The organism is Frateuria sp. Soil773 (genome assembly GCF_001428405.1).
Lineage (GTDB): Bacteria > Pseudomonadota > Gammaproteobacteria > Xanthomonadales > Rhodanobacteraceae > LMSL01.
In genome coordinates, this window is sequence record NZ_LMSL01000039.1 from 511,321 (window position 1) to 534,250 (window position 22,930).

The window sequence follows — 22,930 nt, forward strand, 5'->3', positions numbered from 1 at the left end:
CGATCCGCGAGAGCCGAAGGCCCCGCCATGCGGGGCCTTCTTTCGTCCGCGGCACGGTCGCCCACGGCGTCCCGCGTCGGCTGAACGGAATCCCCGCGGAAGACGGCGTCGGCGCGCATAGCTGCTACGCTTGCGCCCTTTTCGGAAGGGATCGCCATGGCGCGGGAGACGGGTCGCAGGCATGCGCTGCTGGTGGCTGCGGGCATCCTGTGCAGCCGCGTCCTGGGGCTGGTGCGCCAGCGGGTGTTCTCGCACTACCTGGGCCTGTCCGACGCCGCCGACATCTTCAGCTCCGCACTGCGCATCCCCAACTTCCTGCAGAACCTGTTCGGCGAAGGCGTGCTGTCGGCCTCCTTCATCCCGGTCTACGCACGCCTGCTGGGCGAAGGCCGCGACGAGGAGGCAGGCCGGCTCGCCGGCGCCATCGCGTCGATCCTGGCGCTGCTGATCGCGGTCATCGTCGCGCTGGGCGTACTGGCCACGCCGTACCTGCTGTGGCTGATCGCGCCGGGCTATACCGGGCACAAGCGCGAGCTGACGATCCTGGTGGTGCGCATCCTGTTCCCCGGCACCGGCATCCTGGTGTGGTCGGCGTGGTGCCTGGGCATCCTCAACAGCCACCACAAGTTCTTCCTCTCCTACGTCGCGCCGGTGGTGTGGAACGCCGCGATGATCGCCACCCTGCTGCTGTTCAGCGGTGCCGGGGCGGAAAGGCTGATCGTCTACCTCGCCTGGGGCACCGTGCTCGGTTGCCTGCTGCAGTTCCTGGTGCAGTTGCCGTCCGTGCTCAAGTACGCGCCGACGCTGCGCTTCCGGCCCGACCTGCGCAGCGCCCACGTGCGTCAGGTCGGCGGCAGCTTCCTGGCCGTGGCGGTGGGGCGCGGCGTGGTGCAGATCAGCGCCTTCGTCGACCAGGCCATCGCCACCCTGCTCGGCCAGGGCGCGATGGCGGCGATGACCGCCGCCGCGTCGATCAGCATGTTGCCGGTCAGCCTGTTCGGCATGGCGGTCTCGGCGGCGGAGTTGCCGGCGCTGTCGCGCATGGCCGGGGCCACGCTGGACGACGAGGCGCGCGCCGGCCTGCGCGCGCGGCTGGACGACGGCCTGGCGCGGATCGCCTTCTTCGTGGTGCCCTCGGCGGTGGCGTTCTTCGCGCTGGGCCAGGTGATCGTCGCCGCGCTGTACCAGTCCGGCGCGTTCACCAGCGACGATTCGCGCTACGTGTGGGCGATCCTGGCCGGTTCGGGCGTCGGCCTGCTCGCGTCCACCTTCGGCCGGCTCTACGCCTCCACCTACTACGCCCTGCGCGACACCCGCACGCCGCTGCGCTTCGCCCTGGTGCGGCTGGCGGTGACCGTGGCCGCCGGCCTCGCCAGCGCGCTTTGGCTGCCCGGCGTGCTGGGCCTGGCGCCGCAATGGGGCGCCGCCGGCCTGACCGCCTCGGCCGGCCTCGCCGGCTGGATCGAGTTCCACCTGCTGCGCCGCGGCATGCAGCGGCGGCTCGGCCCCACCGGCGTCGCCGCGCGGCTGATGCTCAAGCTGTGGGGCGCCGCCATCCTCGCCGCGCTCGCCGCCGTCCTGGCCGGCCGCCTGCTGCCGCCGATGGGACCGATCCCCGCCGCCATCGGCATCCTCGGCACCTACGGCACCGCCTACCTCGTGCTGACCCTGCTGCTGCGGGTGAAGGAAAGCGAAGCGCTGACCGCGAAACTGTGCCGGCGCCTGCGACGCAGCGACTGACCCGGCGCGAGGTCCGCCGATGCGCCCCGCTTGGCCAGGGACGGCCGGGCGAGCTTCTACAACTCCGGCACGCGGTCGTGCGAGAAGAAGCGATTGCCGGCGCGCAGCACACCGTCCACGAGATCGCCTGGACCAGCAAAGGTGTTCCCCCCGCTGCTGTTCGCCCGCGCGGTGACCGAAGACAAGGTGAACCTGCAGCACCGTGCATTGTGACGCGGATCACCTTGCCACATGAACCGTTGCTTCACGCATGCTGCGACGCATGGTGGACAGCGACAAATTCCCTCGCCCATGCTCCGACGCAATCGTGAAGCGTATTGGTTGGGGCACGGCAGCACCGTCTGGCCGCCCGGCAAACGCGGCGCGCGTCCGGGCGCAGGGGGCGCCCTTCCAGGTGGAGGGAATCCCATGAACCATCGCTGCATGCCGCAGGCATCCGCTGCGCGCCCCATCCGATCGCACCGGCAGCCGCTGGCCGCCGCCCTGCTTGCCCTCATGGCGGCAGGAACCGTATCCGCGCAGCAGGCGCCGCCCCGGAATCCCGCACCGGCGAAGCCTGCGGATACCCGGCAGGCGCCGGCGCAGGCCGGCACGCGACAGGCGCGCAAGAACGGCAGGCAATCCGCGAACGCTGTCAGCAACCTCGACACCGTCGTCGTCACCGGCATCCGCGGCAGCATCGAAAGCTCGCTGAAGGCCAAGCAGAACTCGGACAACATCATCGAGGCGATCTCCGCCGAGGACATCGGCAAGCTGCCGGACGCGAGCATCGCCGAAAGCCTGTCGCACCTGCCCGGCCTCGCGACGCAGCGCTTCGACGGGCGCGCCAACGTGATCTCGATCCGCGGCCTGTCGCCGGATTTCGCCGGCACCACGCTCAACGGCCGCGAGCAGGCGACCATCGGCGAGAACCGTGGCGTGGAATACGACCAGTACCCCTCGGAACTGATCAGCGGCGTGGCGGTGTACAAGACGCCCGACGCCAGCCTGATCGGCCAGGGCCTATCCGGCACGGTGGACCTGCACACGATCAAGCCGCTGGACCTGCCCAACCGCACCATCGCGATCAACCTGCGCGGCGAGCACACCAGCAACAAGGACCTCAACCCGGGCACCGGCATCGGCACCTACGGCCATCGCGCCAGCTTCTCCTACATCGACCAGTTCCTCGACCACACGCTGGGCGTGGCGGTGGGCTTCGCCCAGCTCGACTCGCCGGTGCAGGAGAAGCAGTACCAAGCATGGTGGTGGGGTCTCAACAACGGCCCCGGCAGCATCGAGCAGGCCTGGGGCGGCCCGCATACGCCAGGGCTGCCGGACGGCGTGCTCTCGCAGGAAGGCATGCAGTTGCGCGCGCAGTCCGGCAACCAGTTGCGCAACGGCTTGATGACCGTGCTGGAGTGGGCGCCGGGCGACCACTACCACTCCACCCTGGATCTGTACTACTCCACCTTCAACCAGAAGAAGTACACCAATGGCGTGCAGTGGTCGAGCAGCCCCTACAACCACAACGGCGTGCCCACGTACAGCGACGTCGGGCTCGCCCAGCGCACGCCGTATCCGGTCGTCACCTCCGGCGTGCTCAACGGCATCGCGCCGATCCTGCAGAACGACTACACCAAGGAACACGACAAGCTGTTCTCGGCAGGCTGGAACAACGAGTACGACTTCGGCAACGGCTGGCTGGCCCGCGCCGACCTGTCCTACTCCAGCGCCAAAAAGCGATTGCACGATGCCTACCTGTTCGCCGGCCTTCCGGGCGGCGGCACCACCGGCACGCTGTTCCGCACGCCCGCCGACGACGGATATCCGCACTTCACGCCGCTGATGGATCTGGCCGACCCGGGCGCGATCGCATTCACCGACCCGGACAACTACGGCTACAACGGCCGCGAGGAATTCGACCGCCAGAAGGACACCATCAAGGCGATCCGGCTGGAGGTGTCGCATCCGGTCGGCTGGATCTTCTCCGACGTAAGCGTCGGCGTGGACTATTCGGACCGCAAGAAGACCAAGCAGGCCGACGTCTACTTCGCCTTCCTCAACGGCAACGGCAACGGCACCACCACCGGAACGTACGATCCGGCCTTCGGCGTGCCGGTCGATCCGGCCTACCTGCACAACCCGACCTCGCTGGCCTACGGCGGCATCGTCGGCGCGCTGGACTACGACGTGCTGCGCGCGCTGGCCAACCAGTTCTACCTCACGCCGCGCAACGGCCTGGCCGACTTCAACCGCAACTACACGGTGGAGGAGAAGGTCCCGGTCGCCTACGTCAAGTTCAACATCGACACCCACCTGGGCGACGTGCCGCTGGGCGGCAACGTGGGCGTGCAGGTGGTGCGCACCGACCAGTCCTCGGTCGCGCTGCAGACCAACGGCGACACCCTGGTCGGCACGCTCAAGGGCCGCGACAGGTACACCAAGGTGCTGCCCAGCCTGAACCTGAAGGCGCAGATCGGCGACCGGCAGTACCTGCGCTTCGGCCTGGCCAAGACCATGGCGCGCGGACGCATCGACGACGAGAAAGTGGCCGCCTCCGCCAGCGTCGCCGAGATCACCTCCGGGCCGGGCGCCGGCCAGGTGGTGTGGTCCGGCAGCGGCGGCAACCCGAGCCTGCGGCCGTACATCGCGGTGGGCACCGACCTGTCGTGGGAGAAGTACTTCGGCACGTCCAGCTACGTGGCGGCGGCGGTGTTCCACAAGAACCTGCTCAACTACATCTACAACCAGGTCGACCCGCACTACTGCTTCCCCTGCCACGGCTTCGTCAACGACAACCCCAACGTGACGCCGGACACCGACTTCGGCGCGTACACCACGCCGCAGAACGGCACCGGCGGCAAGATGGACGGCCTGGAACTGTCCGGCGCGCTGGAGGGCGGCCTGCTGGCCGATGCGCTCGACGGCTTCGGCATGCAGGGCAACTTCTCGCTCACCAACAGCACGATCCCGGAGACCTCGGTCAATTCGATCCCGGGCGGGCCGAAGACCCTGCCCGGCCTGTCGCGCAAGGTCGCCAACCTGTCGCTGTACTACGAGAAGTACGGCTGGTCGGTGCGCGTGGCCGAGCGCTACCGCTCGTCCTTCACCGGCGAGGCGACCGGGCTGTTCGACCAGTTGAGCTACACCAAGGTCCTGGCCAACCGGCAAACCGACCTGCAGCTCGGGTACGCCTTTCCCGAGGGGCGCTGGAGCGGGCTGTCGATCCTGCTGCAGGTGAACAACCTCACCAACACTCCCGACAAGACGCAGCAGATTTCCACCCTGTCCAACGGCGTGGTGCTGGGGCGGCCGCTGGAATACGACACCTGGGGACGCACCGTGATGTTCGGGCTGAACTACAAGCTCTAGGCGGATACGAAAGAGGCCCCTTGCGGGGCCTCTCTCCTTTCACGGCCGCTTGCGCGGCGGGCGGCCGGAAGATCAGCCGCCGTGCTTCTGCAGCCACGCGTCGACCGCCGGCAGCCGCTTCTCGCGCACCATCATGCGGTACTTGATGTTGGCGATGACGGTTTCCGCGGCACGGCGCGAGGTAGGCGCGATGGTCTGCTCGTAGGCCTTGATCTTGTCGATCATCGACGGCTGCGAGGAGCTGCTGCCGAGCGCCGGGTAGTAGCGGCTGCTGGAGGTGGAATCGACCAGCTTGTCCACCTGGGCGCGGTGCGCCATGGCGAAGTCGTAGGCCAGTTCCGGATGGCGGTAGCCGACCGTGCCGATCATGCCGGCGCTGTTGGTGGCGCCCGGCTCGTCGGTGAGCGCCAGCTCCAGCGCACGCTTGGCCAGCGACTCGTCCTCGGCCAGGCCCAGCATGCCGTACAGGCGGTCCTTGATCAGCGGGGTCTTCTCCGCCTTGGCCTGCTCGTGCAGCTTGTCCCAGGTGGCCGCGTCGGCGTGGACCGCCACGATCGACATGATGGTCTTGCGCAGCTCCGCCGGCACCGCCTTCGGGTCGGTGGCCTGCGCGTCGTAGCGGCGGCGCACCTCGGCCAGCATGTCCTTGTCGCCCAGTTCCGCCAGCGTGCCGATCAGCTCGGTGCGCAGCAGCGTGGTGGAAGTGCGCTCGTCCTTCTTCGCCTCCCAGCCCAGCCGCGCGAACACCGGCTTGAGCTGCTTGACGGCGAAGGCGCGGAAGCGTTCCTGCCGGGCCTTGTCGCCGCGGTAGTAGTTGTCCAGCGCCCCGAAGTTGCCGGCCACTTCGGCCCAGATCTCCGGCGCGGCGTCGGCCGGCGTGTCGCGGGCCAGGTCGAGGATGTCGGACACCGGCTGCAGGCCGGCCATGCCCTGCGACCAGGTGTCGCCCATCACGCCCAGTTGGTCGATCGGCGCAAGCCCGTGGAACACGCCCTTCAGCGCCGCGAACTGCGCCGGCGCGTACAGCGTGCGGTAGTAGCCGCTCTGGCCGGCGTTGACCAGCACCGGGCCGCAGCCTTCGAGCTTCATCGTGGCCTGGCCGTCCACCAGGGTGCTGGCGACGGCATGGCCGACCACCTGCGCGTTCACCGGCACGTGCCAGCGCAGCGGCTTCTTGCCCGGACGGTCCTTGGTGAACTCGCCCTGGGTGAGCTTGATGGTGGTCGTGCCGTTGCTGCACGCGGCGGCGTCCACCTTGATCAGCGGCACGCCCGGCTGCAGCGTGAAGTCGTGCGCCACCTGGGTGATCGGCTTGCCGCCGGCCACGCCGTCCATCGCCTTCCAAAGGTCGTCGGACACGGTGTTGCCGTAGGCGTGCGCCTTGATGTAGTTGCGCACGCCCTGGCGCCAGGCGTCGGGGCCGACGTAGGCCTCCAGCATGTTGATCACCGCCTCGCCCTTGGAATAGGTGATGGCGTCGAACGCCTGGCTGGCCTGCTCCACCGTCTCCACGTGCTGCACCACCGGGTGCGTGGTGGCGACCGCGTCGCGCGACATGGCGCCTTCGCGCGTGCCCACCGCGTCGAGCGAGGTGTTCCATTCCGGGTGCAGCTTCTCGGTGGTGCGCGCGGCCATCCACGAGGCGAAGCCCTCGTTCAGCCACAGGTCGTCCCACCAGCGCATCGTCACCAGGTCGCCGAACCACTGGTGCGCCATCTCGTGCGCGGCGACGCCGAACACGTTCTCCCGGTCGCGCTGGGTGGAGATCGACGGGTCGAGCAGCAGCGCGTACTCGAAGGTGTAGATCGCGCCCCAGTTCTCCATCGCCGAGAAGAACTGGCTGCTGCCCGGCGAGGCGATGTTGTCCAGCTTGGGCAGCGGGTACGGCACGCCGAAATAGTCGTTGTATTCCTTCAGCACCGCGCTGGACGACTCCAGCGCGAAGGCGGCCTGGTCGCTCTTGCCCTTCTGCGTGATCACACCGATCTCGGTGCCGTCCGCCTTGGCGGTGGCGCGATCGAAGTCGCCCAGGCCGAAGAACAGCAGGTAGGTGGACATCTTCGGCGAGGTCTGGAAGGTGATCTTCGACAGGCCGTTGCCCAGCGCGGTCGTCGACGCCACCGGCATGTTGCTCACCGCCATCTCGCCGGCGGGCACGGTCGCGCTGAGGTCGAAGGTCGCCTTGTACGCCGGCTCGTCCCACGAGGGGATGAAGCGGCGCGCGTCGGAGTTCTCGAACTGGGTGTACAGCGCGCGCTTCTTGCCGTCCTTGGTGTCGTAGTCGATCGCAAACAGGCCGTTGGCCTGGGTGCCGATCCGGCCGGTGTAGTCCATCGACAGCTTGTAGGTGCCCGGCGCGATCGGCTTGCCGAAGGTGAAGGTGGCGGTCTGCGCCCTGGCATCCACGCTCACCTTGGGGGCCGCCAGGGCCGCCTTGCCGTCGGCCGGCGCCAGCCGCACCGAGGAGAAGGTCATGTCGATCGCGTTGAGGGTGATGCTGGCGGTCGGCTTCAGCACGTCCACCGTCACCGTCACCTTGCCGTCGAAGCTCAGCTTGTCGGCATGGGGCGTCACCGCCACCTCGTAGTGCGAGGGCCGCACCGCGCGCGGCAACTGGGTGGTGGCCAGTTCGGCCTGCGCCGCTGCCGGCGTTGCCGCCATGCCCGTGACGGAAGCCCCGGCAAGCGCCAATGCAATGGCGGAAACGAGATAACGACGCATGACCTCTCCTTAGAAGATGAACCTGCCCGGCCGGAACGTGGGGCCGGGCGATTGGACGATGGATTCCCCGCGGTGCGCGCCCGGACGTATCCAGGGCGTACTCTGCCCGTGATAGTGGAGCCCAACGCCATCGCCGAGACACGGCCGGAAGTCATGCCTGCCGGATTTCCGGCCAGACGGGCCATTTCGCTCCGGTCCGGCCCGGTTCCGTCGCGCCAGGGCCGGTTTCGTCGCAGCGACGGCCAAGCCCGCCGCGCCGCTCGCTATGCTCTGCGACAACCCAGAACCCAGCCGGAACCCCCGTGATCAAGAGCTTCTTCTTCGTCGTTCGCATCGTGCTGGCGTGGGTGGCGGCGTTCTTCGTGCTGGCGCTGTTCTGGTCCACGATCCCGATCATCGGCCGCTTCGGGCTGCCGATCTTCTTCGTCGCCTGCATCACGCTGGTCTTCGTCGTCGCCAGCGTGTTCTCGCACCTGCGCCGGATCCGCCTGATCGCCGGCCACGTCGACAGCGGCACCCTGGCCAACCGGCAGCGGCGGCAGATCGAGATTCCGTTCGAGGCCGGCGAGGCGTTCGACCTGCTCGACGCGGCCATCCGCGAGCTGCCGCGCAGCGAGGAGATCGAAAGCGCGCGCGACAGCCTGCAGATACGCGCCAAGGTGCGCCGCCCGGCCATCCGCGGCGAGGGCCTGCTCGAACGCTTCAACCGCTCGCCGCTGTCCGGCAGCAGCGTGCGCAACCAGATCCTCGCCACGGTGACGCCGGTCAACGGCACCGGCAGCGTCACCCTGATCTGCGAGCCGGAAAGCGGCGCCTGGAGCGACTGGTTCCGCGTCGACGACGGCAGCAACCTGGAAAACGCCGAAGCGATCGCCCGCGCGGTCGCCCGCCGCGTCGCCGAGCGCCGCCGCAACGAACAGCAGGCCAGCGCGCAGACCGCCACCGAGAAGGAGCTCACCGTGGCCCGGCTGAGCCTGCTGCAGGCGCAGGTGGAGCCGCACTTCCTCTACAACACGCTGGCCAGTGCGCAATACCTCACCCGCAGCAACCCGGCGCAGGCTGACGACATGCTCGGCCACCTGATCGCCTACCTGCGCCACTCGCTGCCCAGCGCGGAGAACGCGCTGTCCACCCTGGGCGACGAACTGGAGCGCGCGCGCGCCTACCTGGAGATCCTGAAGATCCGCATGGGCGCGCGGCTCGGCCTGCAGCTCGACGTGGCCGAGCCGCTGCGCGCCACCCCGCTGCCGCCGATGATGCTGCAGACCCTGGTGGAGAACGCGATCAAGCACGGGCTGGAACCCAAGCCCAGCGGCGGCACCGTGTGGATCCACGCACGCCGCGACGGCGACGCCATCGCGGTCACCGTGGCCGACGACGGCCAGGGCTTCGGCAACCAGAGCGGCGGCACCGGCATCGGCCTGAAGAACGTGCGCGAACGCCTGCACCTGATCTACGGCGGCCGCGCCTCGCTCGCCGTGGTCGCCAACATGCCCTGCGGCGTCGCCGCCACGATCACCGTGCCCGCCAGCTTCGGAGCCACGCCATGACCCGCGCCATCGTCGCCGAGGACGAACCGCTGCTGCGCCGCGCGCTGGTCGACCTGTTGCGGGACGCCTGGCCGCAACTGGAGATCGTCGCCGAGTGCGAGGACGGCGCCGGCGCGCTGGAGGCGATCGTCGAGCATCGCCCCGACGTGGCCTTCCTCGACATCCGCATGCCCGGCCTCACCGGGCTGGAAGTGGCCAGCGCCAGCGCGGAAGCCAGCCCGGCCACGCAGATCGTGTTCACCACCGCCTACGACCAGTACGCGGTGGACGCCTTCGAGCGCGGCGCCATCGACTACCTGCTCAAACCGATCTCCACCGAGCGCCTCGCCGCCACCATACAGCGCCTCCAGGCGCGCGGCGCCAGCGGCGCGATCGACGCCGAAGGGCTGGCCGCCCTGCTGCGCCAGCTCGGCAGCCTGCCGGCGGCGAACGCGCCGGCGCTGACCTGGATCACCGCCAGCGCCGGCCGCGAAACCCGGCTGGTCATGGTGGACGATGTGGCCTACTTCCGCGCCGACAACAAGTACACCGTGGCGATGACCGCCGAGGGCGAGACGCTGCTGCGCAAGTCCATCCGCGAACTGCTCGGCGCGCTCGACCCGACCCATTTCAAGCAGATCCACCGCTCCACCATCGTCAATCTCAGGGCGATCGCGGCGGTGATCCGCGACGACAGCGGCAAGGGCACGCTGCGGCTGAAGCAGCGCCCGGAAACCCTCACCGTCAGCCAGCCCTTCATGGCGATCTTCCGCAACATGTAACGCGCGGGCGGCCCCCACCGCCCCATCCGCGAGGTGTCCGATGTACCAGCTCGTCGCCCTGCTGTACTTCATCCTTGCCCTGGCCGGCTGCGACCGCCCCGGCCGCACCGTCGTCCAGCGCACCACCGCCGGCGGCATCGACCTGGTCTACAGCCGCGTGCACATGCTCGACCGCCGCGCCAGCTTCGACTGCATCGGCAGCAGCACCGGCAGCTGCCACTACGCGCTGTTCGACCGCGACTGCCCCGCCGCCGGCCCCTGCGCCATCGCACCGTTCAGGCAGTTCGCGCTGCGCGCCGGTAGCGCGCAGGACCTCGCCGGCCTGCCCGCCGACTTCAGGCTCTGCGTGACGGAGGAAGCGAAACCGATGACGGGCGACTGCCTGCGCCCGGACCGCCGGCAAGGCTGAAACGCAGGGCACGGGAGCCCCGTCCTGCATCGAGCCTCAAGCCGCCGCGGAGATCCCTGCCGCCACGCAAGCGATCATGCTTCCGGCTCCGGCTGCATCTTCGCCAGCACCTCCTCCAGCTCGGCGATCGCCGTTTCCAGCGCCTCGTGCAACTGTCCCTGGCGATCCATCAGGTCGGCAAGCTTTTCGGCCTGCTTCAGCTTGGACAGCTCGCCGTCGAACAGCAGCCACGCGGCGGTCAGCGCCTCCACGTTGTTCTTGGAGTAGTGGCGCATCTCCTTGAGCTGCGTCAGCGTGTCGCCGACATGGTCGGCGGGAGTCTTCGCATGTTCGTCGGCCATGTGCGGATCCTCGGCGAGACCTGTTTCCGCCGGAACATAGCGTCGGAAATGCGAAGCGCGGGTCAAGGCCGCGTCCTCCGGGCGGCATGCGAGGCCGCCCAACGAAGAAAGCCCCGCAATGCGGGGCTTTCTTCGTCAGGACAGCAGCGGCGGAACGGCGATCAGGCGAACGGATCGTCCAGCACGATGGTGTCGTCGCGGTCGGCGCCGGTGGCGACCAGGGCCAGCTTGCAGCCGGAGAGTTCCTCGACCGCGCGCAGGTAGGCGCGGGCGGCGGGCGGGAGCTTGTCCCACTCGCGGATGCCGGCGGTGGATTCCTGCCAGCCCGGGAACTCCAGGTACACCGGCTTGCACTCGTCCCAGCCGTCGGCGTCCAGCGGCGCCAGCTCGCGGCGCTTGCCGCGGTATTCGTAGGCGATGCACACCTTGACCGTGTCCAGGCCGTCGAGCACGTCGAGCTTGGTGATGGCCAGGCCGTTGATGCCGTTGATCTGGGTGGCGCGCTTGAGGGCGACCAGGTCGATCCAGCCGCAGCGGCGCGGGCGGCCGGTGCTGGCGCCGAACTCGTTGCCCTTCTTGCGCAGCAGCTCGCCCATGTCGTCGTTCAGCTCGGTCGGGAACGGGCCGCTGCCGACGCGCGTGGCGTAGGCCTTGCAGATGCCGAGCACGTAATCGATGTCCTGCGCGCCCACGCCGGTGCCGGCCAGCGCGCCGCCGACGGTGGTGTTGGACGAGGTGACGTACGGATAGGTGCCGTGGTCGATGTCCAGCAGCGCGCCCTGCGCGCCTTCGTACAGGATGTTGCCGCCCTCCTTGCGCACGTCGTGCAGGATGGTGGCGACGTCGTCCACCAGCGGGCGGATGTACTCGCCCCAGGCCAGCGCATCCTTCAGCACGGTGTCGTAGTCCACCGGCTCGGCCTTCAGCCACTGGGTGAGGATGAAGTTGTGGTACTCCACCGCGGTCTTCAGCAGCGCCGGCAGCTCGTGCGGGTACATCAGGTCGGCCACGCGGATCGAACGGCGGGCGACCTTGTCCTCGTAGGCCGGGCCGATGCCGCGGCCGGTGGTGCCGATGGCCTTGCCGCCGGCGGCGATCTCGCGCGCCTTATCCACCGCGATGTGGTACGGCATGATCAGCGGCGTGGCCGGGCTGATTTTGACGCGCGAGCGCACGTCCACGCCGTTGGCCTCCAGCTCGGCGATCTCGCTGATCAGCGCCTCCGGCGACAGCACCACGCCGTTGCCGATCAGGCACTGCGCGTCCTCGCGCAGGATGCCCGAGGGGATCAGGTGCAGCACGGTCTTCTTGCCCTTGATCACCAGCGTGTGGCCGGCATTGTGGCCGCCCTGGAAACGCGCCACCGCGCTGACGCGCTCGGTCAGCAGATCGACGATCTTGCCCTTGCCTTCGTCGCCCCATTGCGCGCCAAGGATTACGACTGACTTGCCCATGATCTTCTCGCTCGTTATTGGAGGGCTCCGCGGGGGAGCGCAGTAAACACAAACAGGACGGCGACCGGCGCCGGATTCAGTGCACCAGCCGCAGCACGACCAGGCCGACCACCATCGCGCCGGCGCCGAACAGGCGCAAGGTGCGCGGATCGAGCTTCAGCGCCTCGCGCATCATGCCCTGCCAGTTGCGCGGCATCGCGAACAGCACCAGGCCCTCGATCACCAGCACCAGGCACAGCGCGGCGGACAGGTCGTGCGGCATCGCGGCCTACTTCTTCGAGGCGTCGTTGAAATAGCGCAGGAACTCGGCATCCGGCTTCAGCACCAGCACGCCCTTGCCGTCCGCGAACGACTTGCGGTACGCGGCCATGCTGCGGTTGAAGGCGAAGAATTCCGGATCCTGGCCATAGGCCTGGGCGTAGATCGCCGCGGCCTGCGCGTCGCCGTCGCCGCGCACCTTGGCCGCGTCGCGCTCGGCGTCGGCGCGCAGCACCTGGCCCTGGCGGTCGGCGTCGGCCTGGATCTTCTCGGCGGCCTCCTGGCCGGTGTAGCGCAGCTCGTTGGCCAGTTGCAGGCGCTCGGCGCGCATGCGCTTGTAGACCGATTCGCTCACCTCGTCGGGCAGGTCGATGCGCTTGATGCGCACGTCGACCACCGCGATGCCGAGGTTCTTGCGTGCCGAGGCGTCGGTCTGCTGGCGCACGCGCACGGTGATGTCCTTGCGGCCGCCGGCGATCAGCTCCTGCAGCGTGCGCGAGTTGAACTCGAAGCGCAGGCCGTCCTTGACGATCGGGGTGAGGCGCTGCACCGCCAGGGTCTGGTCGCCGCTGGTGGCGCGGTAGTAGGCGGCGTTGTCGGCGATCCGCCACTTCACGTAGAAGTCGACGTTGACGCTCTTCTTCTCCGAGGTGAAGTAGCGCTCCGGCGGCGCGTCCAGCTCGAGGATGCGGTTGTCGAAGCGCATCACGTCCTGCAGCAGCGGCACCTTGAAGTGCAGGCCGGGCCGGTAGTCGGCGCGCACGATGCGGCCGAACTGCAGCAGCATCGCGCTCTGTCCCTCGCTCACCACGAAGGCGCTGTTGACGCCCAGCAGGACGAGCACCACGGCGAGGACGATCCAGGCGATCTTCATGGCGTGCCCTCCTTGCCAGCGGCGTCATCGGTGGCGGCGGCCGCGGCCGGCGCCAGGTCGGTGCGCGCGGCCGGCAGGTTGATGATGTTGCGACCGCCGGAACCGTCGATCACCTTCGGGTTGTTGGCCAGCACCTGTTCCATCGTCTCCAGCCACAGGCGGCGGCGGGTGACTTCCGGCGCGGCCTTGTATTCCTTCAGCAGCAGGTTGAAGCGCTCGGTGTCGCCCTGCGCGCGGGCGATGCGCTCGGCCTTGTAGCCCTCGGCCTCCTGCGCGATGCGCGCCGCCTCGCCGCGGGCGATCGGCACCACCTTGTTGGCGTAGGCCTGGGCGCTGTTCTCGGTGCTTTGCTTGTCTTCGCGGGCCTTGTTGACGTCGTCGAAGGCATCCTTGACCTCGGCCGGCGGCGCCACGTTCTGGAAGCTGACCTCGGTGACCATCAGGCCGGAGTCGTAGCCGTCCAGCGTCTGCTGCAGCACCTGGCGCGCCTGCGCGACCAGGGTGGTGCCCTCGCCGGAGAGGATCTGGTCCATCGTGCTGTGGCCGATCACCGAGCGCACGGCGGCCTCGGCCGCGGCGCCCAGGGTGCCGTCGGCGTCGCTCAGCGAGTACAGGTACTTGCGCGCGTCGGCGGCCTGGTACTGCACGGTGAAGTCGATCGCGATGATGTTCTCGTCGCTGGTCAGCATGCGCACGCTGTCGGACACCGAGCGCACGCGGGTGGTCTCGACCTTGCGCACCGACTCGAGCGGCTGCGGCAGCTTGAAGTGGAAGCCCGGCGCCAGGATGCGCGAGTACTGGCCGAAGCGCAGCACCACGCCGGCCTGGTTGGCGCCGATGATGGTGTAGCTGCTGAGCAGCAGCCAGGCCAGCAGCAGGGCCACGACGATGGTGAGGATGCCGCCCGGGCCGCCGCCGAACCTGCCGAGGTGGGCCCGCAGCTTCTTCAGCGTGTCGTCCAGGCCGGGCCTGGCGCCCTGGCGGTTCTTGTTCCAGGGGTCGCGCTGTCCGTTACCGGGTTCGTTCCAGGCCATGGCTCAGTCTCCTTGAAGCGGCTGGGAGGCCGGCGGTTTCGGCCGGAAATTGCGTTGGAAGGAATTGCACATGCGCGACGGTTCGGTGGCCCATGCGCCGCGCGGGAAGAAGAGCGGCACAAACGGCGACATTCTAACAGAGCCGCTGGCCGGGGCCTATCCGAGCCGCCAGCCGGGCGCGCCTATTCGGCCGGGCCGAGCAAGCCGCGCAGCAGGTCCGCCTCGGCCGAGCTGCCGCCGCGCAGCGGCGCGATCACGCTGCGCGGGGCATCGATGCGCAGCCGCCAGCCATGCTCGTCCACGTCCTCGCTGGCGATCGCCCCGGCGGCGCGCAGGCGCGCATGCAGCCGCCCGGCCGACAGCGGCAGTTGCAGCTCCGATTGCACCCGTTCGCCGCCGAGCAGTTCGCCCAACGCCTGGCGCAGCAGGTCCAGGCCGGCGCCGGTGGCGGCGGACAGCCATACCTGGACCGGGCACCCCTCGCCGTCGCGGACGATGCGCGGCTCGCTGCCGGCCAGATCGATCTTGTTCATCACCTGCAGTTGCGGCAGGTCGCCGGCGTCGATCTCGTCGAGCACCTGGTCGACCACGCCGCGCAGGCGCTCTCGCTCCTCGTCGGCGGCGTCGCATACGTGCAGCAGCAGGTCGGCGTCGCGCGCCTCGGCCAGGGTGCCGCGGAACGCCGCCACCAGGTCGTGCGGCAGCTCGCGGATGAAGCCGACCGTGTCGGCCACCACGGCCGGGCCGCAGGCCAGGTCGTCCAGCCGGCGCACGGTGGGATCGAGCGTCGCGAACAACTGGTCGGCGGCATAGACCGCGCCAGCGGTCAGCGCGTTGAACAGGGTCGACTTGCCGGCATTGGTGTAGCCGACCAGGGCCACCCGCGGCACCGTGTTGCGCAGCCGCGCGCGGCGCTGCTGGCCGCGCTGGGTCTGCACCTTCTCCAGCCTCTTGGTGAGCATCTTCACCCGCTCGGCCAGCAGGCGGCGGTCGGTTTCCAACTGGGTCTCGCCGGGGCCGCGGTTGCCGATCGCGCCGCCGCGCTGGGCATCCAGGTGGGTCCAGCCGCGCACCAGCCGGGTAGCCAGGTGCTTGAGCTGGGCCAGTTCCACTTCCAGCTTGCCTTCGTGCGAGCGGGCGCGCTGGGCGAAGATGTCCAGGATCAGGCCGGCGCGGTCGACCACGCGGATGCCGAGGTGCTTCTCGAGGTTGCGCTCCTGCACCGGGGTGAGCAGATGGTCGACCAGGACCAGGTCCGCCTCCAGCGCACGGGCCATCTCGGCCACCTCGTCGGCCTTGCCGGTACCGATGTAGTAGCGGGGATTGGGCGCCTCGACGCGGGCCGCGATGCTTCCCAGCACCTCGGCTCCGGCCGATTTCACCAGCTCGGCGAATTCCGCCGCGCGACGCGCCGCGTCGCCTTCGCCGCGCGAATGCGGCAGGACCAGGACGGCGCGCTCGCCTTTCTTCTGTCTATCGAACACTAGGTTGTGACGGCCTCTGCCGGTTGGGTCGCGCACGGAACCGCTGGCCCGCGGCGCGAAGTGGAACGGGGACGTGTACGTCGATACACGACCGGGTAATCACGCCGCGCCACGGACAAGCAGGCCCGCTCCGCCGGCCGCTCCCGCCGATCGTCGGGGGAAAGCGGCCGGCGCAACCGTCACACCCTTGATCAGCCTTCCGCCTCGGCGGATGCGGGGTGCGCGTCGGCATGGCCGTCGTGGCCGTTGCCCATGCGCACGTTGCGGCTCGGGACCACCGTGGAGATGGCGTGCTTGTAGACCATCTGGCTCACCTGGTTGCGCAGCAGCACGACGAACTGGTCGAACGATTCGATCGTTCCCTGCAGCTTGATGCCGTTGACCAGGTAGATGGCAACCGGGACGCGTTCCCGGCGCAGTGCGTTCAGAAATGGATCTTGCAATGACTGCCCTTTGGACATTGTTCTTCCCCCTCGCTGCGGACAGGCCGGATAAAAACGCACGCGGCGCCCGGCCTAATTCGAAGGGATGTTAACCGCTTTTAAATGGCTGATGAAAGAAGGAAAGCGACGCCCTTCCCATCTTCGCGGCCCTCTAGATGGGGGCGCCGAGGAACAGGCGCAAGGCGGCGGTCGCCCGCTCCTGCAGCCGGGGCTGCTCGGGGTCCAGCACGCGCGCGTCCAGCTCGCCGCGCAGCCAGGTGATCTGCCGCTTGGCCAGTTGGCGGGTGGCGAAGACCCCCTTGTCGCGGAAAGCGGCGGCATCGATGCGGCCGTCGAGGTGCTCCCACGCCTGGCGATAGCCCACCGCGCGGATCGCCGGCAGGTCCGCATGCAGGTCGCCGCGCGCGCGCAGCGCGCGCACCTCGTCGAGGAAACCGGCGGCAAGCATCTGGTCGAAACGCGCGGCGATCCGCTCGTGCAGCGCTCCGCGCGCCGCCGGCAACAGGGCCAGCTTGAGCACCCGCCAGGGGAAGCGCACGCCGGGGCCGCCCTGCTGCTGCTCGGACAGGGGCCTGCCGGTCAGCTCGATCACCTCCAGCGCGCGCTGGATGCGCTGGGCGTCGTTGCCGCCGATCCGCGCGGCCGCGGCCGGGTCGAGCCGCGCCAGCCGGGCGTGCAGCGCGGGCCATCCCTGCACCGATGCCTCGCCGGCGAGCCGTTCGCGGATCGACGGGCTGGCCTCGGGCAGGTTCGAAAGCCCTTGCTGCAGCGCACGGAAATACAGGCCGGTGCCGCCCACCAGCAGCGGCACCCTGCCCCGTTCCGTGACCTGCCGCATCGCGGCCATGGCGTCGTCGCGGAAATCCGCGGCCGAATACGGTTCGGCCGGATCGCGGATGTCGATCAGCGCATGCGGATGCGCCGCCAGGGTCGCCGCATCCGGCTTGGCGCTGCCGATGTCCAGGCCGCGGTAGACCAGCGCCGAATCGACGCTGAGCAGTTCCAGCGCAAAACGCTCGCGCAGCGCGCACGCCAGCGCGGTCTTGCCCGAGGCGGTGGGTCCCATCAGGAAGATGGCGGGTGGACGTTGATCGACCGGCATGGACACATTGTAGGCAATCCATGTGCCGTTCCACGTCAGATACAACCTGTTGCACCGGCGTTACAGTTTTTCCGCCGTCGCTTCGCGCGGGACGCGGAGCCGCCGGACACGGCTTTATGTGACCCGAGGCAGACAGCAAGCCCGTTCGGCATCACATCCCCGCCATCCCGGCAGAGTGGCGAAAGCGGCTGGCATCCATGATGCATACACCTTGCGACGGATCGGCCAATGTTCGGCAAGGGGGCAACCATGACCACACCACCACCCATCTGGCACAAGAACAACTACGAGTTCTGGTTTGCCGTCTGCATCGCGATCAGCATCGCGTTCGCGCTGGTCTACACCACGCTGCGCGCCCAACTGCTGTAGAACGCCCGCCATTCCGCGCCCTGCGCCGCAATCGCCGGCGCGCCGGGCGCGGAAACGGCCGCCCAGCCACGGCCGGGCAGGCCTAGCATCCGCCTCACTCCGCCGGCACGCCCAGCTCCCTGAGCAGGCGAGGCGCCGGATAGACCTTGTCCATCAGCCAGCGCATGTAGCGCATGTCCACGTGGATCGCGCGCTTGTAGCGCGGGTCGAACATCCAGCTGGCGCTGACCGCCTCCCAGTTGCTGTCGAAGTTGAGCCCCACCAGTTCGCCTTTCGCGTTCAGAACAGGCGAGCCGGAATTGCCGCCGGTGGTATCGAGGTTGCTGAGGAAATTGACCGGCATCGTGCCCGACGCCGGGTCCAGGTAACCGGCGTAGTCGCCCTTGGCGATGGCGTCGAGCAGCGGTTTCGGCGCGTCGAACGGCTCCGTGCCGGTGTCCTTCTCGACGATGCCCGCGGTGCTGGTGAGCGGCGCGTAGTTCACCGCGTCGCGCGCCTTCAGCGGGGTGACCTTGCCGTAGCTCACGCGCAGGGTGGCATTGGCGTCCGGGTAGACCGCACGTCCCTGCTGCCGGCGATAGGCGACCAGCGCCTGCATGTAGGCCGGGCGCAGGCGCAGCAGGTCGCCCTCGCGCGCCTTCTGCTGCGCCTCGATGCGCAGCAGCGCCGGCTGCAGTTGCGCGGCCAGCCGGAGCAGAGCGTCGTCGGTCTTCGCCAGGTCGGCCGGCGCGGCATCCAGCCAGCGCAGGCGCTGCGCCTCCTCGCCCAGCCGCGTGCCGGCGTAGATGCGGTCCAGCGCGGCAGACAACGCCGCCGGGGTGCGCCCGAAGGCGGCATCGAACTCCGCCACGCGCTGCGCTTCCGGCAACTGCTGGTAGCGGCCCAGCAGCGCGGACAGCAGGCGCTTCTCCACCGCCGGGTCGTAGCGCCGCTGCGCCTGGCGCAGCATGCCGGCGATCAGGTCCTCGTCGCGCTGCTGGTAGCCGGTCTCGCGCTCGGCATCGGGCTTGGCGTGTTCGTGCGCGCGTCGCTGCAGGGTGAGCGCCGAGCGCATCAACTGGGTCTGCGAGCGCATCAGCGCGAACAGCAGGTCGCGCTCGCGCGTGGCGCTGCCTTCGGCGATGCGCTGCGCCGCGGCGTCGATCTGCGGGCGCAGCACGGCGGCATCGGGCTGCGTGCCGAGCCAGTCCAGCATGGCGGCCTCGTCCTTGCGCCGGACGGCCGCCGCATCGCTGCGCCTGAGGCCGTCCAGCTCGCCGCTGTAGCGCTTGATGCCGTTCTTCAGGGATTGCAACTGCGAGGCATAGCGGATCGCCGCCTGCCGGTCGGCCTTGCCGGCGTCCTCGATCACGCCCTGCAACTGCCTCATCACCGCCACCGACGCCGGCAGGCGCCATTGCACCTGGTCGGCGAACTCGGCCGCGGTGCGGTGGCGATAGGTAATGCCGGGATAGCCGGCGAGCATCACGAAGTCGCCCTCCTTCACGCCCTGCGACGCGACCTGCAGGTGCGCCGGCGGCACGTACGGCTTGTTGTCCCTGGCGTAGTCGGCCGGCTTGCCGTCCGGTCCGACGTAGGCGCGCAGCACGGTGAAGTCGCCGCTGTGGCGCGGCCACATGAAGTTGTCCACCTCGTCGCCGTAGTTGCCGATCGCGCGCGGCGGCGCGTAGACCAGCCGCACGTCGCGCAGCTCCAGTTGCTTCACCAGGTAGAAGTCGCTGCCGTAGAACATGTTGGCGACGCTGCAGCGCATGCCGGCCTCGCGCTCGCATTCGGCCACCAGCGCCTTGCCCGCCGCATCCACCGCATCGTAGTAGGCGCGGCCGGTCTTGCCGCGGGCGGCGGCCAGCACCTTGCCGGTGACCTTCTCGAAGCCGGTGGTGACGCGCAGGCGGAAATCCGGGTTGGCCGGCAGCTCCTGCGAACGGTCGGCGGCGACGTAGCCGTCCTGGATCAGGTCGCGCTGCGGGTTGCTGTTGTACTGGATCACGCCGAACGCGACGTGGTGGTTGGTGAGCACCAGCCCCTCGCCGCTGACGAAGGCGCCGGTGGCGCCGCCCACCTTGACCACCGCATTGAGCGGCGCGCGGGTGAGGTCGGCCAGGCCGGCCGGATCGCCCTGGTAGCCCGCCGCGCGCAGTTGCGGGCCGATCTCGGGCAGTTGCGACGGCATCCACATGCCTTCGTCGGCCTGGGCGGCGGGAGCCACGGCCAGGGCCAGGGCCGTACCGAGCAGCGTGGTTTTCAGGTGCATGGGCTTTTTCCGGGGTCGTCGTAAAAACTTGCGACCATAGAGTGAAGCGGCGGCATCGGCAACGCTGCACCGCACGAAAGCCGTCGCCGGCGGCGACGCCCTATAATTGCGGTTTCCCCGCCCGCCACCGCGGGCCAGCCGATGGATGTCCCATGCCGCAGACGATGAAAGCCCTGGTCAAGCGCAAGCCCGAACAGGGCATCTGGATGGAAGAAGTGCCGGTGCCCGAGGTCGGCCCCAACGAGGTGCTGATCAAGCTGGAGAAGACCGCGATCTGCGGCACCGACCTGCACATCTACAAATGGGACGAGTGGAGCCAGCGCACCATCAAGCCGGGCCTCACCATCGGCCACGAGTTCGTCGGCCGCGTCGTGGAGATCGGCCCCGGCGTCACCGGCTACAAGATCGGCGACCGCGTCTCTGCCGAAGGCCACATCGTCTGCGGGCATTGCCGCAACTGCCGCGCCGGACGCCAGCATCTGTGCCCGAACACCATCGGCATCGGCGTCAACCGCAACGGCGCGTTCGCCGAGTACATGACCATGCCGGCCTCCAACCTGTGGCCGATCCCCGACCAGATCCCGTCCGAGCTGGCCGCGTTCTTCGACCCCTACGGCAACGCCGCGCACTGCGCGCTGGAGTTCGACCTGATCGGCGAGGACGTGCTGATCACCGGCGCCGGCCCGATCGGCATCATCGCCGCCGGCATCGCCAAGCACGTGGGTGCGCGCAACGTGGTGGTCACCGACGTCAACGATTACCGCCTCAAGCTGGCCGCCGACATGGGCGCCACCCGCGTGGTCAACGTGGCGAACCAGTCGCTGAAGGACGTGGTGAAGGACCTGCACATCGAAGGCTTCGACGTGGGCCTGGAGATGAGCGGCAACCCGCGCGCCTTCGGTGACATGCTCGAGTGCATGTACCACGGCGGCAAGATCGCCATGCTCGGCATCATGCCGCGCGGCGCCGGCATCGACTGGGACAAGGTGATCTTCAAGGGCCTCACCCTGCAGGGCATCTACGGCCGCAAGATGTACGAGACCTGGTACAAGATGACCCAGATGGTGCTCACCGGCTTCCCGCTGCAGAAGGTGCTCACCCACCAGATCCACATCGACGACTTCCAGAAGGGCTTCGACCTGATGGACGCCGGCCAGTGCGGCAAGGTCGTCTGCTCCTGGCTGTAGGCGCAGGCTTAGGCACGATCCCCGCCCGGCGAGGGACCGTGCCAGTTCAATCCTTATAATACGCTCCGGCTGGAACCGGAGCGGCTGTGCGTCCATGAGCGCGACGGCCGCGCGCCGGCCATCGGCGTCGACCGGCTCACCGCCGAAGGCATCGGCGACAAAGGCGGGACCGCCCGCGCAGACTTCGGCCCGCACCGATTCCGTACCGCCGCGCATGCACCACCGTGCATGCGCGGCCTGGACGGGACGCCTACAATAGCGCTTTGCCCAACGCCGGAATCCCCATGAGCTACACAGCCAAGGCGCGCTACGCCAGCGAACTCGACGCCATCCGCGCGCAGGGCCTGTTCAAGGCCGAGCGCGTCATCACCTCGCCGCAATCCGCCGAGATCGAGCTGGAAGGCGGCCGCAGGGTGCTCAACTTCTGCGCCAACAACTACCTGGGACTGGCCGACCACCCCGAGGTGATCGCCGCCGCCAAGGAAGCGCTGGACAGCCACGGCTTCGGCATGGCCTCGGTGCGCTTCATCTGCGGCACGCAGGACCTGCACAAGCAGCTCGAGGCGAAGATCGCCGCCTTCTTCGGCACCGAGGACACCATCCTCTACGCCGCCTGCTTCGACGCCAACGGCGGCCTGTACGAGCCGCTGCTCGGCGAGGAGGACGCGGTCATCTCCGACGCGCTCAACCATGCGTCGATCATCGACGGCATCCGCCTGTGCAAGGCCAAGCGCTTCCGCTACGCCAACTGCGACATGGCCGACCTGGAAAAGCAGTTGCAGGCCGCCGACGCGGCCGGCGCGCGCACCAAGCTGATCACTTCCGACGGCTCGTTCTCGATGGACGGCTTCATCGCGCCGCTGGACCAGATCACCGCGCTGGCGAAGAAGTACGACGCGATGGTCCACATCGACGAGTGCCACGCCACCGGCTTCCTCGGCGCCACCGGCCGCGGCTCGGCCGAGGTCAACGGGGTGATGGACCGCATCGACGTCTTCACCGGCACGCTGGGCAAGGCGCTGGGCGGCGCGCTGGGCGGCTTCACCACCGGCCCGAAGGAAGTGATCGAGCTGCTGCGCCAGCGTTCGCGCCCCTACCTGTTCTCCAACTCGCTGCCGCCGCACGTGGTCGCCGCGGCGATCAAGGTGTTCGACATGCTCGAGAGCGCCGGCGAACTGCGCCAGCGCGTGCAGGAGAACACGCGCTACTTCCGCGAACAGATGACCGCCGCCGGCTTCGACATCAAGCCGGGCGTGCATCCGATCGTGCCGGTGATGATCTACGACGCGCCCAAGGCCCAGGCGATGGCGGCCGGGCTGCTGGAGGAAGGCATCTACGTCACAGGCTTCTTCTACCCCGTGGTGCCGCAGGGACAGGCGCGCATCCGCACGCAGATGAGCGCCGCCCACACACGCGAGCACCTGGACCGCGCGATCGCGGCGTTCGCCAAGGTCGGTCGCCAACTGGGAGTGATCGGCCAGGGGTGATCGGCCAGGAGTGATCGGCCAGGGGTGATCGACCGGGTGCCGATCGGCCAATGGTGATCGGCCAAGCACTGGCAGGGTGAGCGAAAGTCGTTCGCTCACCCGCCACGT

General features: G+C 69.1%; 17 protein-coding genes. 7 read left to right on the forward strand and 10 right to left on the reverse strand.

Going from position 1 to position 22,930, the window contains the following annotated elements:
* The first annotated feature begins 156 nt into the window (after positions 1-156).
* Positions 157-1,740 (forward strand): murein biosynthesis integral membrane protein MurJ, encoded by a 1,584-nt coding sequence (murJ, locus tag ASG87_RS14230; RefSeq protein WP_056006382.1) that lies wholly within the window; start codon positions 157-159, stop codon positions 1,738-1,740.
* Between the two features lie 408 nt (positions 1,741-2,148).
* A complete protein-coding gene (locus ASG87_RS14235) occupies positions 2,149-5,094 on the forward strand; it encodes a TonB-dependent receptor (protein WP_056006385.1) in 2,946 nt (981 codons plus the stop codon).
* Positions 5,095-5,166: 72 nt separating this feature from the next.
* On the opposite strand, the gene ASG87_RS14240 is transcribed toward ASG87_RS14235, so the two are convergent.
* A complete protein-coding gene (locus ASG87_RS14240) occupies positions 5,167-7,815 on the reverse strand; it encodes a M1 family metallopeptidase (RefSeq protein WP_056006392.1) in 2,649 nt (882 codons plus the stop codon).
* Between the two features lie 302 nt (positions 7,816-8,117).
* Between ASG87_RS14240 and ASG87_RS14245 the strand changes: the two genes are divergently transcribed.
* Genes ASG87_RS14245 through ASG87_RS14255 form a run of 3 tightly spaced genes read left to right on the forward strand, consistent with a single transcriptional unit; the run spans position 8,118 to position 10,535 of the window.
* Positions 8,118-9,365: a histidine kinase gene (locus tag ASG87_RS14245; protein ID WP_056006396.1), complete on the forward strand. Its 1,248-nt coding sequence runs from the start codon at positions 8,118-8,120 to the stop codon at positions 9,363-9,365.
* Positions 9,362-10,126, forward strand: coding sequence for a LytTR family DNA-binding domain-containing protein (locus ASG87_RS14250; protein WP_056006400.1), 765 nt, complete (start codon positions 9,362-9,364; stop codon positions 10,124-10,126). The genes ASG87_RS14245 and ASG87_RS14250 overlap by 4 nt, the downstream gene beginning before the upstream one ends.
* Before the next feature lie 40 nt (positions 10,127-10,166).
* Positions 10,167-10,535, forward strand: coding sequence for a hypothetical protein (locus tag ASG87_RS14255; RefSeq protein WP_056006403.1), 369 nt, complete (start codon positions 10,167-10,169; stop codon positions 10,533-10,535).
* Between the two features lie 74 nt (positions 10,536-10,609).
* Here ASG87_RS14255 and ASG87_RS14260 read toward each other — a convergent pair whose 3' ends face one another.
* From ASG87_RS14260 to ASG87_RS14300, 9 genes are all read right to left on the reverse strand, one after another.
* Complete coding sequence (locus tag ASG87_RS14260) at positions 10,610-10,876, reverse strand: hypothetical protein (RefSeq protein WP_056006406.1); 267 nt, start codon at positions 10,874-10,876, stop codon at positions 10,610-10,612.
* A gap of 161 nt (positions 10,877-11,037) precedes the next feature.
* Positions 11,038-12,330, reverse strand: a complete 1,293-nt coding sequence (locus tag ASG87_RS14265; RefSeq protein WP_056006408.1) for an adenylosuccinate synthase — start codon at positions 12,328-12,330, stop codon at positions 11,038-11,040.
* A 76-nt stretch (positions 12,331-12,406) separates the two neighbouring features.
* Positions 12,407-12,592, reverse strand: a complete 186-nt coding sequence (locus tag ASG87_RS14270) for a DUF2065 domain-containing protein (protein WP_056006411.1) — start codon at positions 12,590-12,592, stop codon at positions 12,407-12,409.
* Between the two features lie 6 nt (positions 12,593-12,598).
* Entirely contained in the window at positions 12,599-13,462 is an 864-nt protein-coding gene (hflC, locus tag ASG87_RS14275) for a protease modulator HflC (protein ID WP_056006414.1), read from the reverse strand.
* Complete coding sequence (hflK, locus tag ASG87_RS14280; protein ID WP_056006417.1) at positions 13,459-14,496, reverse strand: FtsH protease activity modulator HflK; 1,038 nt, start codon at positions 14,494-14,496, stop codon at positions 13,459-13,461. The genes hflC and hflK overlap by 4 nt, the downstream gene beginning before the upstream one ends.
* A 182-nt stretch (positions 14,497-14,678) precedes the next feature.
* On the reverse strand, positions 14,679-15,980 hold the full coding sequence (gene hflX / locus ASG87_RS14285) for a ribosome rescue GTPase HflX (RefSeq protein WP_056006422.1): 1,302 nt from the start codon (positions 15,978-15,980) through the stop codon (positions 14,679-14,681).
* Positions 15,981-16,171: 191 nt separating this feature from the next.
* Complete coding sequence (gene hfq / locus ASG87_RS14290) at positions 16,172-16,441, reverse strand: RNA chaperone Hfq (RefSeq protein WP_056006425.1); 270 nt, start codon at positions 16,439-16,441, stop codon at positions 16,172-16,174.
* A 133-nt stretch (positions 16,442-16,574) separates the two neighbouring features.
* Entirely contained in the window at positions 16,575-17,525 is a 951-nt protein-coding gene (gene miaA, locus ASG87_RS14295; protein WP_056006428.1) for a tRNA (adenosine(37)-N6)-dimethylallyltransferase MiaA, read from the reverse strand.
* A 463-nt stretch (positions 17,526-17,988) separates the two neighbouring features.
* The gene (locus ASG87_RS14300; RefSeq protein ID WP_056006433.1) at positions 17,989-20,148 is read right to left on the reverse strand and encodes a S46 family peptidase; all 2,160 of its coding nucleotides are present in this window, start codon (positions 20,146-20,148) and stop codon (positions 17,989-17,991) included.
* Between the two features lie 152 nt (positions 20,149-20,300).
* On the opposite strand from ASG87_RS14300, the gene tdh reads away from it, so the two are divergent.
* Both tdh and kbl read left to right on the forward strand, forming a co-directional pair.
* Positions 20,301-21,335 (forward strand): L-threonine 3-dehydrogenase, encoded by a 1,035-nt coding sequence (tdh, locus tag ASG87_RS14305; protein WP_200949107.1) that lies wholly within the window; start codon positions 20,301-20,303, stop codon positions 21,333-21,335.
* 284 nt (positions 21,336-21,619) lie between these two features.
* Positions 21,620-22,822: a glycine C-acetyltransferase gene (gene kbl / locus ASG87_RS14310; protein ID WP_056006435.1), complete on the forward strand. Its 1,203-nt coding sequence runs from the start codon at positions 21,620-21,622 to the stop codon at positions 22,820-22,822.
* Positions 22,823-22,930: the final 108 nt, after the last annotated feature.

Excerpts from the sequence above, each read along its gene's own strand:
- murJ (WP_056006382.1), top strand. The coding sequence starts at position 157 with ATGGCGCGGGAGACGGGTCGCAGGCATGCGCTGCTGGTGGCTGCGGGC.
- ASG87_RS14235 (WP_056006385.1), top strand. The coding sequence starts at position 2,149 with ATGAACCATCGCTGCATGCCGCAGGCATCCGCTGCGCGCCCCATCCGA.
- ASG87_RS14240 (WP_056006392.1), bottom strand. The coding sequence starts at position 7,815 with ATGCGTCGTTATCTCGTTTCCGCCATTGCATTGGCGCTTGCCGGGGCT.
- ASG87_RS14250 (WP_056006400.1), top strand. The coding sequence starts at position 9,362 with ATGACCCGCGCCATCGTCGCCGAGGACGAACCGCTGCTGCGCCGCGCG.
- ASG87_RS14255 (WP_056006403.1), top strand. The coding sequence starts at position 10,167 with ATGTACCAGCTCGTCGCCCTGCTGTACTTCATCCTTGCCCTGGCCGGC.
- ASG87_RS14260 (WP_056006406.1), bottom strand. The coding sequence starts at position 10,876 with ATGGCCGACGAACATGCGAAGACTCCCGCCGACCATGTCGGCGACACG.
- ASG87_RS14265 (WP_056006408.1), bottom strand. The coding sequence starts at position 12,330 with ATGGGCAAGTCAGTCGTAATCCTTGGCGCGCAATGGGGCGACGAAGGC.
- ASG87_RS14270 (WP_056006411.1), bottom strand. The coding sequence starts at position 12,592 with ATGCCGCACGACCTGTCCGCCGCGCTGTGCCTGGTGCTGGTGATCGAG.
- hflC (WP_056006414.1), bottom strand. The coding sequence starts at position 13,462 with ATGAAGATCGCCTGGATCGTCCTCGCCGTGGTGCTCGTCCTGCTGGGC.
- hflK (WP_056006417.1), bottom strand. The coding sequence starts at position 14,496 with ATGGCCTGGAACGAACCCGGTAACGGACAGCGCGACCCCTGGAACAAG.
- hfq (WP_056006425.1), bottom strand. The coding sequence starts at position 16,441 with ATGTCCAAAGGGCAGTCATTGCAAGATCCATTTCTGAACGCACTGCGC.
- miaA (WP_056006428.1), bottom strand. The coding sequence starts at position 17,525 with ATGCCGGTCGATCAACGTCCACCCGCCATCTTCCTGATGGGACCCACC.
- ASG87_RS14300 (WP_056006433.1), bottom strand. The coding sequence starts at position 20,148 with ATGCACCTGAAAACCACGCTGCTCGGTACGGCCCTGGCCCTGGCCGTG.
- tdh (WP_200949107.1), top strand. The coding sequence starts at position 20,301 with ATGCCGCAGACGATGAAAGCCCTGGTCAAGCGCAAGCCCGAACAGGGC.
- kbl (WP_056006435.1), top strand. The coding sequence starts at position 21,620 with ATGAGCTACACAGCCAAGGCGCGCTACGCCAGCGAACTCGACGCCATC.